General features: G+C 47.0%; 22 protein-coding genes and 1 pseudogene. 2 read left to right on the top strand and 21 right to left on the bottom strand.

Going from position 1 to position 12,033, the window contains the following annotated elements; translation table 11 throughout:
- Nucleotides 1-94: 94 nt before the first annotated feature.
- The 21 genes and pseudogenes from BLO31_RS23780 to BLO31_RS08690 all read right to left on the bottom strand — a co-directional run bounded on the left by BLO31_RS23780 (nt 95) and on the right by BLO31_RS08690 (nt 10,073).
- A complete protein-coding gene (locus BLO31_RS23780; protein WP_162860704.1) occupies nt 95-247 on the bottom strand; it encodes a hypothetical protein in 153 nt (50 codons plus the stop codon).
- Nucleotides 240-659, bottom strand: coding sequence for a hypothetical protein (locus BLO31_RS08775; protein ID WP_069667872.1), 420 nt, complete (start codon nt 657-659; stop codon nt 240-242). The genes BLO31_RS23780 and BLO31_RS08775 overlap by 8 nt, the downstream gene beginning before the upstream one ends.
- Before the next feature lie 94 nt (nt 660-753).
- Entirely contained in the window at nt 754-1,170 is a 417-nt protein-coding gene (locus BLO31_RS08770; RefSeq protein ID WP_070964751.1) for a M15 family metallopeptidase, read from the bottom strand.
- A gap of 65 nt (nt 1,171-1,235) precedes the next feature.
- Entirely contained in the window at nt 1,236-1,412 is a 177-nt protein-coding gene (locus BLO31_RS23775; RefSeq protein WP_175443192.1) for a hypothetical protein, read from the bottom strand.
- Nucleotides 1,413-1,423: 11 nt separating this feature from the next.
- Nucleotides 1,424-2,308, bottom strand: coding sequence for a hypothetical protein (locus BLO31_RS08765; RefSeq protein WP_070964748.1), 885 nt, complete (start codon nt 2,306-2,308; stop codon nt 1,424-1,426).
- The gene (locus tag BLO31_RS08760; RefSeq protein WP_070964743.1) at nt 2,308-2,916 is read right to left on the bottom strand and encodes a hypothetical protein; all 609 of its coding nucleotides are present in this window, start codon (nt 2,914-2,916) and stop codon (nt 2,308-2,310) included. The genes BLO31_RS08765 and BLO31_RS08760 overlap by 1 nt, the downstream gene beginning before the upstream one ends.
- The gene (locus tag BLO31_RS08755) at nt 2,916-3,422 is read right to left on the bottom strand and encodes a hypothetical protein (protein ID WP_070964740.1); all 507 of its coding nucleotides are present in this window, start codon (nt 3,420-3,422) and stop codon (nt 2,916-2,918) included. Before BLO31_RS08755 ends, BLO31_RS08760 begins: the two co-directional genes overlap by 1 nt.
- On the bottom strand, nt 3,422-3,838 hold the full coding sequence (locus tag BLO31_RS08750; protein ID WP_070964755.1) for a hypothetical protein: 417 nt from the start codon (nt 3,836-3,838) through the stop codon (nt 3,422-3,424). Before BLO31_RS08750 ends, BLO31_RS08755 begins: the two co-directional genes overlap by 1 nt.
- Nucleotides 3,835-4,056: a hypothetical protein gene (locus BLO31_RS08745; protein WP_069667868.1), complete on the bottom strand. Its 222-nt coding sequence runs from the start codon at nt 4,054-4,056 to the stop codon at nt 3,835-3,837. Before BLO31_RS08745 ends, BLO31_RS08750 begins: the two co-directional genes overlap by 4 nt.
- A 154-nt stretch (nt 4,057-4,210) precedes the next feature.
- The gene (locus BLO31_RS08740) at nt 4,211-4,483 is read right to left on the bottom strand and encodes a hypothetical protein (RefSeq protein ID WP_070964737.1); all 273 of its coding nucleotides are present in this window, start codon (nt 4,481-4,483) and stop codon (nt 4,211-4,213) included.
- A gap of 9 nt (nt 4,484-4,492) precedes the next feature.
- Complete coding sequence (locus BLO31_RS08735; protein WP_069667866.1) at nt 4,493-5,299, bottom strand: major capsid protein P2; 807 nt, start codon at nt 5,297-5,299, stop codon at nt 4,493-4,495.
- 250 nt (nt 5,300-5,549) lie between these two features.
- The gene (locus BLO31_RS08730) at nt 5,550-6,209 is read right to left on the bottom strand and encodes a type IV secretory system conjugative DNA transfer family protein (protein ID WP_069667865.1); all 660 of its coding nucleotides are present in this window, start codon (nt 6,207-6,209) and stop codon (nt 5,550-5,552) included.
- A complete protein-coding gene (locus BLO31_RS08725; RefSeq protein ID WP_070964732.1) occupies nt 6,210-6,695 on the bottom strand; it encodes a hypothetical protein in 486 nt (161 codons plus the stop codon).
- Complete coding sequence (locus BLO31_RS08720; protein WP_070964729.1) at nt 6,695-7,081, bottom strand: hypothetical protein; 387 nt, start codon at nt 7,079-7,081, stop codon at nt 6,695-6,697. The genes BLO31_RS08725 and BLO31_RS08720 overlap by 1 nt, the downstream gene beginning before the upstream one ends.
- Nucleotides 7,081-7,260 (bottom strand): hypothetical protein, encoded by a 180-nt coding sequence (locus tag BLO31_RS08715; protein WP_050937701.1) that lies wholly within the window; start codon nt 7,258-7,260, stop codon nt 7,081-7,083. The genes BLO31_RS08720 and BLO31_RS08715 overlap by 1 nt, the downstream gene beginning before the upstream one ends.
- An 11-nt stretch (nt 7,261-7,271) precedes the next feature.
- A pseudogene (locus BLO31_RS08710) lies at nt 7,272-9,106 on the bottom strand (replication endonuclease).
- Nucleotides 9,107-9,325 (bottom strand): hypothetical protein, encoded by a 219-nt coding sequence (locus tag BLO31_RS08705; protein ID WP_070964725.1) that lies wholly within the window; start codon nt 9,323-9,325, stop codon nt 9,107-9,109.
- Nucleotides 9,322-9,456 carry a hypothetical protein gene (locus BLO31_RS24840; RefSeq protein ID WP_281182238.1) on the bottom strand — a complete coding sequence of 45 codons (135 nt, stop codon included), beginning with the start codon at nt 9,454-9,456 and terminating at the stop codon, nt 9,322-9,324. Before BLO31_RS24840 ends, BLO31_RS08705 begins: the two co-directional genes overlap by 4 nt.
- Nucleotides 9,456-9,638 carry a hypothetical protein gene (locus BLO31_RS08700; RefSeq protein WP_070964720.1) on the bottom strand — a complete coding sequence of 61 codons (183 nt, stop codon included), beginning with the start codon at nt 9,636-9,638 and terminating at the stop codon, nt 9,456-9,458. The genes BLO31_RS24840 and BLO31_RS08700 overlap by 1 nt, the downstream gene beginning before the upstream one ends.
- Nucleotides 9,639-9,640: 2 nt before the next feature.
- Nucleotides 9,641-9,826, bottom strand: coding sequence for a hypothetical protein (locus BLO31_RS08695; RefSeq protein ID WP_070964717.1), 186 nt, complete (start codon nt 9,824-9,826; stop codon nt 9,641-9,643).
- A 10-nt stretch (nt 9,827-9,836) separates the two neighbouring features.
- On the bottom strand, nt 9,837-10,073 hold the full coding sequence (locus tag BLO31_RS08690) for a regulatory phage cox family protein (RefSeq protein WP_245688441.1): 237 nt from the start codon (nt 10,071-10,073) through the stop codon (nt 9,837-9,839).
- A 112-nt stretch (nt 10,074-10,185) separates the two neighbouring features.
- Between BLO31_RS08690 and BLO31_RS08685 the strand changes: the two genes are divergently transcribed.
- Complete coding sequence (locus BLO31_RS08685) at nt 10,186-10,929, top strand: helix-turn-helix domain-containing protein (RefSeq protein WP_070964710.1); 744 nt, start codon at nt 10,186-10,188, stop codon at nt 10,927-10,929.
- Nucleotides 10,926-11,909 carry a phage integrase gene (locus tag BLO31_RS08680; protein WP_070964707.1) on the top strand — a complete coding sequence of 328 codons (984 nt, stop codon included), beginning with the start codon at nt 10,926-10,928 and terminating at the stop codon, nt 11,907-11,909. Before BLO31_RS08685 ends, BLO31_RS08680 begins: the two co-directional genes overlap by 4 nt.
- Nucleotides 11,910-12,033 lie beyond the last annotated feature (124 nt).

Below are 12,033 nucleotides of genomic sequence, written 5' to 3'. Positions count from 1 at the left end.
GTTTGATTAAGTTGTTGTATTTAAATTACTTAATTAAGTTGATGTCCCGATTGTGACCACAACAAAAAGGCTCGCGATTATGCGAGCCTTTTACTTAGTTGCCATTTTCGAGCCGTGTTACTCGCTCGTCCATCTTTTCGAGCATTAATCGCAGCCACTTAACATCCGTCTTAAGCGTTACCCCAACGCCCACACCAGAGCACAGAGAGCTAACCGCAAAGACTAGCAGTGTTTGGTAATCAACCATTCACACCCCCGAACCGTTTTTGTAGCCAATGCTCAAACGCTACCCTGACCATGCGGCGAAAACCGAACGTATCAACGTAAATCATCCCTAGTGCATACCAGTAGTATTCTGGTACACCGTCCAATGCAGCAAAACCCGCATCAACGATGTGCGCCCAATCAGGGATAAACGATAACCCTAGCGGTAAAGTGGTCAGAATCAATAGATATTCATCTTTCCAGCCGCGCTGCTTGATGCTGAGTTCGTCCAGTTTAGCCGCTGAATCATCACCGGATTGTAGTCGTTTGATTTGCGCGTCTAACTTAGCTTGCTCTAGCTGGTCGTCACGCTCTTGCGCTTTGTGCTTTGCTTCCTGCTTTCGCTTGAAGTATCCCACTCCCTCACTGAAAAGGGAGGTAATCAGTCCAATCATAGCCAACCTTGTGTCTTTAAGAATTTAATTGTGTAAGCCGCTACCACCGCACCAACAACGGTGACGGCGATTTTCTTCGCGTCACCTTTGTCAATCATCGGTAAACCACCTTGTCTAGTTCGATGTGTGGACCATCTCGAAATGATACCCAATCACCGCCCCAAACGATTTTGACTTTTAGCTCGCGGGCTGCTTGCTTAAACGCCCAGCTCACTTGCTCGTAGTAGCTAAAGCCCCACGTTACTTTGCCGTCTTCGTCATAGACGACAAAATCCACCGCGTGACCTGTTTGGTGACGGCTAAGTTTTGAATATCCGTCTAGTTGGCTTGCGCCTTTCTTGAATAGCGCGTTTTGCTCTTCTGCTGTGCGCTTGCCTGATGTAATGCCAAAGTCAAACGGCGATAGTTCAATCGCACGTCTAACCACGGCTTTTAAGTCAGGGTGTACGCCCATCATTCGCGCTTCACTGCGGGCTGAAAGCGCCCACTTTGAGATTGTTTTTCGTTCCATATAAATTAAACCTCCTAACAGGCATATACCTGTCAGTCCTAGTAATTTGATGGAGAGCGGGCGCATTACTGCACCTGCTCTAGTTGAGGTTGTGGGTCAGCGTCTGCAATTCGGTTTTCCTGCTCTGCAAGGTCAATTCCGAACTCAGACCAAAAACGGTGACCGCGTGGCACTGTCCATTGCTCACCGCTAACAGGGTGATTACAGATAACTGCCGTGTTTTCTGGATTCGCGTATTTCATTGGTCAATTCCTTATGGTCGAGCGTCTAAGAAACCTGACGCCTCCATAGCTCCTGCATAACCACCTTGAGAGGCAAAGAAAACCCTAGTTCTTGAGACTGATTGTGCGCTTAGTACATCTGCGTAGTTATATACAAATATAACTGCTGGGTTTGAAATCATTGGGTTGAAGTCAATAAATTCCTTATGAGTCCCACCATCAGAGTTTTGTCGCCCAGTAACGGCAAATTCTCTTAACTGACTTAAACATGCTGTCAACTCGTCCGCTTGCTGCCGATAGATTGGCAACTCTGCACTTTCAGCCAACACCAATTTTGTAAACTTGGAGTTATCGCCGCTTACCTCAAACTGGATGTATTCCGCGCTGTCGCTTTGCGCTGAATCCGTACCGCCATTGATTTTGATTTGTGGCGTACCGCTGACCGTGGTCAGGTTGCCGCGTAGGGTTTGATTCGGTTCAACGTTGTTTGGCACAAGCTGAACAATCGAACCGCTCACCAAGCGGAAGCCGTCCACGTCTCGATACACTTCCGCACCGTTTGCGCCCGCTTTCCAGCCGTCACAGAAATACACACCCGCAGCCAATACGCCGTCTGACTCATTGGCTTGATTAATTTTGCCGCGAGGGTTAATCAATAGGTTTTCACTGCTTGCACTGGCAAGGGCTTGCGCGTTGCTTACGTCTGTTTTCAGCTTGGCAATGTCATTGCTTTGCTGAGTAATGGTTGATGCTTGTTGATTAATCGTTGTGAGCATTGAGGTGTCATTTTCTGTGAGACTCAAAATGTCACTAATCAACTGAGCGTCTTTATCAGACAGTGCCAACAGGCGGTCTGCCAGTTGGTCAACGTCTGAAATCGTGGTTTGCGTGTTAAAAAATGGGTTAATGACTTGCATTAATTCACCCCCACAACCGATAGGCGAGCGGTTGAAGTACTGGTATTGACCGCATACAGCTCACCTGTGAATTCCAACGATAGAGAGCCTGTTGCGTGCTTACTCCCCATCACCATTAATCCGCGATTAGACGCGATATTGAAATCACCCACGCGCAAGGTCGTCACCTCATCACTAATGACTTGAATTGACACTTTACGAAATCCGCTATTGCAGATTTTCACCTTGGCATTAGGTGCAATTTCAATATCTGGCGTTGTGGTCATTGCGGCGGGTGAAAGCGGTTCGACTTTCAGCCCGTCTGCAACACTCACCGTTGCGGAAAACTCAATAGGTTCAATGATGCGCTGAACCACTAGACCACTGGTTGAGGCGGGTCTTACCTCAAGGTCTGAGATTTGATAATCAAAGGTCACTGTCTGTGACTCTTTGTGTTCTAAAAACATCTTATCGAACTCAGAGACATTGATTCGGTCACCCGATTCAAGTCGTTGTGGTCGCAGGTTGTCAGCACCGATAAAGACAGGTGCGCTGGTCGAGCGCACAATCAAGTATTTACCCTTGCCACCTACCGAAATTGGGGTTTGCTTGTCTGGTTGTAATTCCATTATTTCTTACTCCAGGCTAAAGCCACCATACCCACCGCGAGCGCACCCGACACACCTAACGCAACTTTCGTCATTTGCGGGGCTGTGCCTGTTTGCTCATGGGTTTTTGCCATTTCTGCCACCTTGAGCGCAGTGCGCGTGTTTTCACTGCTTTGCGCTGCTAGGGCTTTCACGGCTTCAATCGCTTCTGAATTGGTTTGTGATACCGCGTCTAATGACTTCTCACCAAAGTTAAGCGAGTGCTCAACGGCTTTTTCATTGGCTTTCAATGCCTCTGAACCAAGATTGCCCGCTTGTTTCATGGCTTCCGTGTTACTGGCAATGGCTTCCTTAGCGATATTTTCAGCCGCTTTGGTTGAGCCGTGGTCAGTCATAGTGACACTGCCGATATTGCCGTTAACGCCCGAAATCATCACACCAAGGTTGTCACCGCTTACCGCGCTTGTGCCGTTGGTATTTGTGGTTTCCGTGGTATTCGCACTTGAACTTGAACCGCCGCCGCCCATTAGCAACCCTCCAAATTCAAAGACAGTACAGAGTCATGCTCTGACTTGCCTGTTAACACGAACCCAAACCCTTTAAGGATTCGAGTCATACCCGCACGCACCGTGTGATACTTGATAGAGCGATAGCCTTGAGACTTAACCGCCTCAATAATGGCGGGCGCACCTTTCAGTAAGCCCTTGCCTGTCATTGCCAAAATCAAGTAGTCATTGTCACTGGTCACGTAGCCCACAAAGCGTAGTGATACGCCCTGTTTGCGGCTAAACAAGTGATACAGGCTTGCCCGTTTGCTAATGACTGCATCACAGCAAAACTCAAACTCTGCCTTGGCGTTATCAACACCATTGAAAGCGCGTTTAATCAGCTTAAATTGAGCCGATAGGTCAGGGCGGTTAGGTCGAATCAAATTGAATTTCATTTTCTTGTCACCGCCCATACCACACCAAGCCCAAGCACGATTAACGGCAAGTTGCTTGCTAGTTGCTGCCAACCGCTACCACCAAAGTTGATTGCGCCGTTACGGATACCCCCAATAGAGTTAGTCCCGTTGGCTTCGCTAGGACCAGCCGAGCCACCGCCCGCGCTGATAGGCATTGAGCCGCCAGCGGATAGACCACCACCAATAGCCGGAATCATTTGCCCCCCTTAATCACTTTGTAAGCGATATAACCGCCGCCCCCGAGAGCGGCTAACTTAAGGGCTTTCGATGCGGTTGAACCCGCAAAGAAACCCCCACCAAACCCACGCCGCCAGCGGCAAGGGCAACCCATACCAATGGCATAAGTCCCCCTTACTTTTTGGCTAAGACGATGAGTAGACCGACACCCAAGAAAGCCCCGACACCCAAACCCGCATAAAGAAGCGTTTTATCTTCCTTTTCTTGCGGTAATGGCGTGACCTTGTTGCCGTGGTCGTCTGCCTGTTTCACCGTCTGTTCTGTGGTTCCCGCGTTCACGGTTTGCTGCTCTGCGGTTGTGGCGGTTTTGACTAAGCTGTCAAAACCTTCACCCACGCTATCGAGCACACCGGAACCAAAATTACTTAGGTCATCCCATAAAGACATATCACCCCCTTACTGGATGAGGTCAGGACGTACCACCTTGACCGATTCAACAACGATTGGAATCGTGCCAACTGCTGAATCCGTTTTCACAGTGAGCTTGAGTTCATTGCTGTGGTAAGTAGGGAATAGCTCGTCTAGGTAGTATCCGCGCATGATTGGGTCAAAGTGGAAAACGCCCGCTTGCCAGAAACGTTTATTACGTTTGGCGCGCATGGTTTCAACGGCGCGTGTTGAGTCGTAAAGCTTCACATAGTCTTTGTGAATCTCTAGCCCATTCACTTCACCGCTCATAAAGTGCAAACGGCGAACGTGAACCAGTGGACCACTTTTTAGATCTAGGAATTCGTTTTCCGTTGAACCTGCTTGCATGGTCTGCTTTTGAATCATTGGTACAACGATTCGCGCAGGTTGCGCAGGGGATACTGTAGCGTGACCTTTTAGTTGCACATCCGGTGAGTCTGCCGCTGGCTTATCAACGATTTCCACTTCTAGCGTGATGTTATCGCCTTGCTCAGTCACTAGAGCTGTGTAGCGCATACCGTTTTTAGTCTTGGCGGTAATGTCAGCCAGTGGGATGTGGTAGAAACCATCAATTGACGGCATACCTTTGTAAGCTTCAAGAGCTTTCATCAATGCGCCGTCTAGGATGATGATTTCATCCGCGTTCAGCGTGATAGAAACGCGCTTGATTTGCTCAGGCGTTAGGTTGGTTTCAAGGAAGATTTCCTCATAAACCGGACCAGTAGACAGGGTCATGGTTGCCTTTTCGCCCCAACCAATACCCGTAAACGAATTAAGCTTCATTACTGAATTCATGTAACGACTCCTTAACCGATTGTGTCTTCAATAGCATCAACGTTGTTTGATGCCCAAACCACGCCCGCCGCGACAATTGCCGCGATACCCGCGATAATGCCGATGTTCTTCGCATCTAGTTTCATGTTTTGTTTGCTCCAAATAAAAAACCGCCCAACATTGGACGGCTTTTACTTAAGCAAGGGATTCACAATCGATTCCTAATAGTTATTGTGAATGGATTGCCAATAAATTTGACTTGGCTCACAAATTACCAGCGAATTACCCCCTTTTCGAACTGCTTTCCATCTTGCAGCAGGTACTCAAGCGGGTTGAGTTGGTCAATGTCATTGGCAGGGATTCCGGTCATTTTTTCCAAATAAATGGCACTGGCTTTGGTCTTTTGCATCATCACACACGCCCGCTGACAGTTATCAATGATGGTCTTGGATACCTCTTGCCCACGCTGAAACAGGTTAATGGTATGCAGGTTAAACTTACGCCCTAAGCGCAATATCTTGCCGTGGTAGCCTGTTGCCTTGCCCGCGTTTTCGCTGTGCTCTGCCACTTCCTCACAGATGATTTTAAGCGGTTTATTGTGCTTACCATTGCCCATAGCCCAAGCCACCTGACAAAACTTGTCAAAGTCCTTGGTTGTGGTTTCATGAGTGGGTTGATAGGCAATCTTAAAGCCTTGTTTGGTCTTGCGTCCTGCAATCAGTGCGGCGGCGAACTCTTTAATGTCGGAATAGCCACGCACCACACGCCCCGCCAGCTTTCCGGTATAGTCGCCCATCGGGTCAAAAATGGCGACTTGGTCAGTCGCCTTGATAAAGAGTTTTTTAGCAGCGGACGTTTTGCCGCTGCCACTCATCCCAACCGCAAAGACATGACCATTTTTAAGGGCATTGTTTGGGTTAATAGGTTGCATTTATTGTGCTTCCTCCGTTGCCTCTGGTTCACTTTCCATTTGCTCAATCTCTTTGGCTCTATCAAAGGCTTTAAGGGCTTTGATTTGCTGTACAGAGGTAAAACCAAGCGCACCCGCCGCACCAACAAAAGTGATTTCCTCCTTGTATTCAGCCAACCAAGGCGGCAACTCACCGTTATATTTCACAAACAAAGGTGCAGCCGCTTCCGCGACACCCTCCGCACCCTCTGGGTCAAACTCAAACGCCTTGTGACCGAACATTTTTAGCCCTTGCTCAACCACACCAAGCACAACGATAGCGGTCTGTTTACCTGCCGCCAGTGCTGCCGCTTGTTTAGGGTCTTTGCGCTTAACTACGCTTTCTGGGTCGAAGTCGTCACCGTTAAGCTCTGCTAATAATGCCTTTTCGTCTAACTCGCTGTGCTGCTCTAGCTGCTCGATTTCTTCCACATCCATTTGATTGTTTTCTAATACTTGCTCGTCCATTACGCCACCGCCTTTAACACTTTAAATACACCACCCAATACAAAACCCGCTACCGCACCAATGCCCACACACGCCGCCGTTCCCATTGGCTTTGGTTCACTATCCGGTTGTGGTTGATTCACAACGGGCTTTGGCTCTGTTTGTGGTTCCGGTTTTGGCTCGTTGAGCTTTGGTTTGCCGTTTTTGATGGTTTCAATCTCAAGCTCAATATCAGCCAAAGATTTAAACCCTTTCATTTTGCTTTGTGCCGCTGAACCAGTGCGGTTATCTACTCCGCACTCACAGCGACCATAAACATACTTCTCACGTTTACCCGAACCCTGCATGATTGCCTTTGGCGTCATGCAGGTACGGCAAGTGATATAGCCTAAAATCTCTTTTTCCATTAGCCGCGCTCCTTTTCCAGTGCGTTTAGACGTTGATTAAATGCCTTAAATAGCCAAACCGTTTTGGTCAGCCAAGGCTTAACAAACCCAAACCCCATAGGCGGCTTATAGGCTTGCGATTCCGAATCCATCTCGTTTAACAGTCGTGTGGTTTCGGTTTGTAGAGTCTTTTGTTCCATTGGATTCCTTACTATGTAGTCATTAATCGCCCGTTTCGAAGTCGCAACGAGGTGTATTTGTCGACGGGGACGGTTGCCCCCAATGATAGAGGTTTGAGCAAACATTGAACCCCTTTAACGCTCCATCCGGTCACGTCCATCAAGGCTTGCTCAAGTGGTGAAATCGTTGATTTTTCGACTTGGTTACACTTATTTTCAGTGCTCCAAGGAGAGGCTCCGCCTCTCTTAAGGTCAAGAGCGCGACGCTTTACGTCTTTCGTTTTGACCAAACTAAAGTGCTCGCTACAGGTTTCGATAACCTTACCTAGCCAGTCGATACCAATAACGCGCTTTACTTTGTCTCCGTACTGGTTGAATTTCTCTTCATAGGCAAGCTTTGCCTTGAATCCAAGTTCACAGAACCCTTTCCAACGCGAGTTGTCCGCATGGTCGCGCAAGGCTTCTAGCTCTTCATCAAATGCCGTATCCATTGCATTGGCGCGGCGCAATTGACGCCATAAGCCACTGATGGAGAGCCAGATTGTGAAAACTGTTTGATTCGGTGAATGCGCGCCCACGCAGTTGCAGAAAGTGCCGTTTGTTTTGCGTCACCCTCTGGCATGTGTGCGCCGTTGATGTTCTTAGAAATGTATTTAATGATGTAGCCCGTAGCCGTACCCAAGGCAGGGTCACAGGCTTTGATAGTGATACGAGGTGTAATATCGAGCTTACCGTCAATGATTAGCTCGTCTTTATCCTCTTCTGTCGCTATGCCCTCAATGATGTCTATGAGATCTTGTTTCTGGTCTGGTCGCACATACAAAAACATGTGGGCGTGAGGTGTGCCGTCCTTGTGAGGCTCTGCCACACGTAGCCCAAACCATTGAATATCAATCTTTGGCTTTTTGAACCAAGCGCGTGCCAGCTTCCACTTTTCCATCATGACTTCGTGGGCTTCTTTTGGCGTGCAGCCGTTCCACTTATCAGAATTGCGGTGATACTTACTTGGTAGCGTCCAGTTAACAAATAAACCCTCATAACCAAGCTCAATAGCGCGCTCTTCATCACCGCGACTACGCACAACCAACTCAATACGGCGGTTTTCTGGGTTAGCCGTGGTGCGTTTAACTACTTCTGCAAGGTCAAAAGCTTGCCCTGACTCTTCACTAAGCACCGACATAGAATTTACAAATTGCTCTGCCTCGATTTGCTTCTTTTCCCAACGGGCATAAGAGCGACTCGATACGTATTTGCGCTGACCTTTACCGCCACCAACGCGCCCCAAAGCAATTTGTGAATACTCGATGTACTGAGTACGAAGAAACTTAAACTTACGCACTAGATAATTGACGTCTAAACAACGGCGAATAGCACGCTCTAGCTCGCGCTCTGCATCTTGAATGGTTTCGTGTTTTTTCTTGATTTGAGGGGCTTTGATATACAAACGCTTCATATCTTCACGAATGCCATAAAATGCCGTTTCTAACGCATCAAGGTAAGCTCTCTCGCCCTCTTCAATTTCAATCATTTGAATCTGGCGGGTAAACATTTCCGCTAGGTTGTTAGCTAAGTGCTCTAGTGCTTCATCACACATCAGCACGCTATGATTTAGCTCGATAGAGTTACGTGCGCCACTGTGAAAACGCTGCCTTTCTGGTGCGCTACTACGCTCATCCACAAAGCTGTATTTGTCCTCAATGTACGGCGACCACTTAAGCGCATGTTTCACCGCATCATTGGTGAATCGCTCAATGTTCTCATGTGTGGCATTGGTGCGGCGTTTACGACGGGAAACCTGAAACCTCACATCATCTTGAACAATGCGAGGTAGGCGGGGCATAAACTCACGAGCAAACAACGTATACACTTAATATTCCTTGTAACGTCTAACAGATTTAACGGTTGGCGGGTTGTTCCAAAGGTCGATAGCGGCTTGAGCGTTAGCTGCCTCTGAACCCTCAAAACCACAGTCATTGCAAAGCACGAAATAACGCGGCGTGTCGTCGAGGGTGGACTCACAGAAAACCGCGCTACTGTCGCACTTGGTACAAGCTCGGATAGATTGAATTGAAATGTGTGTGCTCATGCAAACACCCCTATTTGCATAAATCCAGCAAACACCCCACCTGCAAAAATGCAGCGGCACACCACATCAAACATCGATTTAGCCCCTAAGCCAAGAGCTACGGAACAGAACAAAAATATAGAAAAGTCCATTATTGATTCTCCCACTCAAGCGCATTAACGCTTAATTGACGGTTAGGCTTGCGCTTATTCAAACCATGCTTTTCACGTAGCTTCTGAAGTAGAAGTCGAGAGCGTTTTAGCTTCTCTGGGTCTGGGTCTACCATGCCCGCCATATCTGGACAGGGTAGGTGAATTGGGTCGGAAACCTGCATGTCTACACCTCTAAGCTCTCTAACAGCTCCACGTCTTGTTGTAGCTGTTTGTAGATTGGGTGCAAAAACTGAAACTCTGGTGAGCTAGGGCTTAACCAACTCAAGCGACCTTTAATAATCATTAAGAGTTCTTGAGCTTCGCTCGAGTGTGATAAATCAATATTGATTGAGTGAATAGGTGTTTTCATGTGCTCCCCCTTAAATTGCCGCTTTCCAGTCTTGGTACTGGTCTGCTTGCTCTTCTGCATAAACAGCCAAGGCGTGCATATTGATGTAGTTGCGCCCGCGCTCTTTTCTTTCGCGGCGCAGTAGGGGCAATTTGCCGTTTTTAATTTGACCGTTAACGGCTGCGACTGTCTGACCTGTTAGCTCTGCATACTTCTCAGGTGTCACAAATGGCGCGTAATTAACTGTCATTATGTTTTCTGTTTCCATAAATTCACCTATCATTAACCTTTATTACCACTTAATTGCTAAGTGGCTTCCTTAGAGTTCCTTTATGCTAGGTTAAAAGGGAAAGTTTTGTCAATAGAGTCGGAGAAGGAAAATGAAAGAATGGTTTAGGGGTGTTGAGTTAATTGAGATTGATGGAATGCCGAACACAAGGCAGGGTATTAACACTAATGCCCATAGAAACAATTGGTTAAAGAGAAAAGCAATGGGGCGCGGCAGTGCTGTTGAGTATCATATCTCTAACTTTCATGAAGATGTCCAAAAGCTTCTAATTGAGAAGTACGGCACAGAACAAGATTTAAGGAATGCAAAGGAAGTTATTGAAAGGTTGAGAGTCAACGGATTGGAACTCGCGAGACAGCAGCCAGAACCTAGCAATGTATCTAAAATTGTTCCTCTCAGTGATTATGAGGATTGGGCTAGATTGCCTGTTTACGATGTACATGCAGCAGCAGGGGCGGGAACCTTGGTTCAATCAGAATTTCAGATAGGCGTTTTTAGCATTCCGGTGGCATTGCTGCATGAGTACGGACTGAAAGAAAGCTATTGCTCAGTGATATTTGTGGATGGTAACTCGATGCACCCCACTGTCTCAGATAAAGACCGTGTATTGGTTGATATTCGAGAGACTCCGCACCCTGCCAAAGATGGTGTTTACGTTATCCGCATTGATGATGCTGTCTACATTAAGCGCCTGAATTGGAATATTGCCAAGGGCATTTACAATGTCATATCTGACAACCCTAAACATGAGTCATTTGAGATTAACCACAACAACGGGCGTAACTTTAAAATCATTGGCAAGGTTGTCACTACAGTAATGAAGGCGGTGATATGAGTGTTAAAAAAGACGGTGAAAGCTGGCTTGTTGACATTCGACCCGCAGGGCGAAACGGTAAAAGGTTTAGACGCAAGTTCAGCAAAAAAGCAGAGGCTCTAGCGTATGAAAAACACATTCTAGCCACTGCTCATAATAAGGAATGGTTAGGTTTACCAGAGGATAGGCGACACCTATCTGAGTTAATAGATTTGTGGTGGAAAAAAGCAGGGCAGTTTAAACGAACCTCTGACAACTATATGCAAAAGCTCCAGCTCATTTGCCGTGAGTTGGGCGACCCCGCGGCAAACAAAATAACCACCAAACTATTATCTGATTGGGTGCAAGTGCGCCTAGAGAAAGGGCAAAAACCAGCAACCATTAGGCGGCTAGCTAAATCCCTTAGTAACGTTTTTTCAGTGCTGATTGATTCCGGTGATTACATCGGGGCGAACCCCATTAAAGGCTTGAAGTTGCCAACGGTGAAACAACCGGAAATGACTTACTTAGATAAGCGTCAAATCGTTGATTTGCTTCTAGCGGTTGAATCAAATGAAGAGTTGAGCAAGATAGTTGCAGTTTGTCTGGCAACTGGTTCAAGGTGGCGCGAAACAGTTACACTAAAAACAAGTAACTTATCACCTTATAGAATCCGCTTTACCAACACCAAGACGGACAAGCCCCGCACAGTACCAATAAGTGAAGAGTTGTATAATCGAATCTACCCAAAGAAAGGTACTAAGGTGTTTAGTTACGACCCGCAGCAAGAGCTATACGATATTATGGAGGAGTTAGATTTAGACTTACCAAAAGGACAAAAGGCGCACGTTTTACGGCACACCTTTGCTAGTCACTTCATTATGGGCGGTGGGGATATACTCACATTGCGTGATATTTTGGGGCATGGTGACATTAAGCAAACTATGACTTATGCGCACCTTGCGCCTGACCATTTAAGTGATGCAGTAAGGCTAAACCCACTGACCACAATCGGGTTATAGAAATGTCCACATTATGCCCACTTTCTTTGTCTGTGGTTGACCTTGGTTATTATGCTTATCTTTGTAAGATGCTGAAAAATAAATTCTTTATCCTTAATTATTTTTCATTGTCTTTTCAAATAAG

Source organism: Vibrio sonorensis (assembly GCF_001854765.1).
Taxonomy (GTDB): Bacteria; Pseudomonadota; Gammaproteobacteria; order Enterobacterales; family Vibrionaceae; genus Vibrio; species Vibrio sonorensis.
Note: the sequence above shows the minus strand (reverse complement) of the source record. Positions and strands in the feature narration are given on the sequence as shown.

Excerpts from the sequence above, each read along its gene's own strand:
- BLO31_RS23780 (WP_162860704.1), bottom strand. The coding sequence starts at position 247 with ATGGTTGATTACCAAACACTGCTAGTCTTTGCGGTTAGCTCTCTGTGC.
- BLO31_RS08775 (WP_069667872.1), bottom strand. The coding sequence starts at position 659 with ATGATTGGACTGATTACCTCCCTTTTCAGTGAGGGAGTGGGATACTTC.
- BLO31_RS08770 (WP_070964751.1), bottom strand. The coding sequence starts at position 1,170 with ATGGAACGAAAAACAATCTCAAAGTGGGCGCTTTCAGCCCGCAGTGAA.
- BLO31_RS23775 (WP_175443192.1), bottom strand. The coding sequence starts at position 1,412 with ATGAAATACGCGAATCCAGAAAACACGGCAGTTATCTGTAATCACCCT.
- BLO31_RS08765 (WP_070964748.1), bottom strand. The coding sequence starts at position 2,308 with ATGCAAGTCATTAACCCATTTTTTAACACGCAAACCACGATTTCAGAC.
- BLO31_RS08760 (WP_070964743.1), bottom strand. The coding sequence starts at position 2,916 with ATGGAATTACAACCAGACAAGCAAACCCCAATTTCGGTAGGTGGCAAG.
- BLO31_RS08755 (WP_070964740.1), bottom strand. The coding sequence starts at position 3,422 with ATGGGCGGCGGCGGTTCAAGTTCAAGTGCGAATACCACGGAAACCACA.
- BLO31_RS08750 (WP_070964755.1), bottom strand. The coding sequence starts at position 3,838 with ATGAAATTCAATTTGATTCGACCTAACCGCCCTGACCTATCGGCTCAA.
- BLO31_RS08745 (WP_069667868.1), bottom strand. The coding sequence starts at position 4,056 with ATGATTCCGGCTATTGGTGGTGGTCTATCCGCTGGCGGCTCAATGCCT.
- BLO31_RS08740 (WP_070964737.1), bottom strand. The coding sequence starts at position 4,483 with ATGTCTTTATGGGATGACCTAAGTAATTTTGGTTCCGGTGTGCTCGAT.
- BLO31_RS08735 (WP_069667866.1), bottom strand. The coding sequence starts at position 5,299 with ATGAATTCAGTAATGAAGCTTAATTCGTTTACGGGTATTGGTTGGGGC.
- BLO31_RS08730 (WP_069667865.1), bottom strand. The coding sequence starts at position 6,209 with ATGCAACCTATTAACCCAAACAATGCCCTTAAAAATGGTCATGTCTTT.
- BLO31_RS08725 (WP_070964732.1), bottom strand. The coding sequence starts at position 6,695 with ATGGACGAGCAAGTATTAGAAAACAATCAAATGGATGTGGAAGAAATC.
- BLO31_RS08720 (WP_070964729.1), bottom strand. The coding sequence starts at position 7,081 with ATGGAAAAAGAGATTTTAGGCTATATCACTTGCCGTACCTGCATGACG.
- BLO31_RS08715 (WP_050937701.1), bottom strand. The coding sequence starts at position 7,260 with ATGGAACAAAAGACTCTACAAACCGAAACCACACGACTGTTAAACGAG.
- BLO31_RS08705 (WP_070964725.1), bottom strand. The coding sequence starts at position 9,325 with ATGAGCACACACATTTCAATTCAATCTATCCGAGCTTGTACCAAGTGC.
- BLO31_RS24840 (WP_281182238.1), bottom strand. The coding sequence starts at position 9,456 with ATGGACTTTTCTATATTTTTGTTCTGTTCCGTAGCTCTTGGCTTAGGG.
- BLO31_RS08700 (WP_070964720.1), bottom strand. The coding sequence starts at position 9,638 with ATGCAGGTTTCCGACCCAATTCACCTACCCTGTCCAGATATGGCGGGC.
- BLO31_RS08695 (WP_070964717.1), bottom strand. The coding sequence starts at position 9,826 with ATGAAAACACCTATTCACTCAATCAATATTGATTTATCACACTCGAGC.
- BLO31_RS08690 (WP_245688441.1), bottom strand. The coding sequence starts at position 10,073 with ATGGAAACAGAAAACATAATGACAGTTAATTACGCGCCATTTGTGACA.
- BLO31_RS08685 (WP_070964710.1), top strand. The coding sequence starts at position 10,186 with ATGAAAGAATGGTTTAGGGGTGTTGAGTTAATTGAGATTGATGGAATG.
- BLO31_RS08680 (WP_070964707.1), top strand. The coding sequence starts at position 10,926 with ATGAGTGTTAAAAAAGACGGTGAAAGCTGGCTTGTTGACATTCGACCC.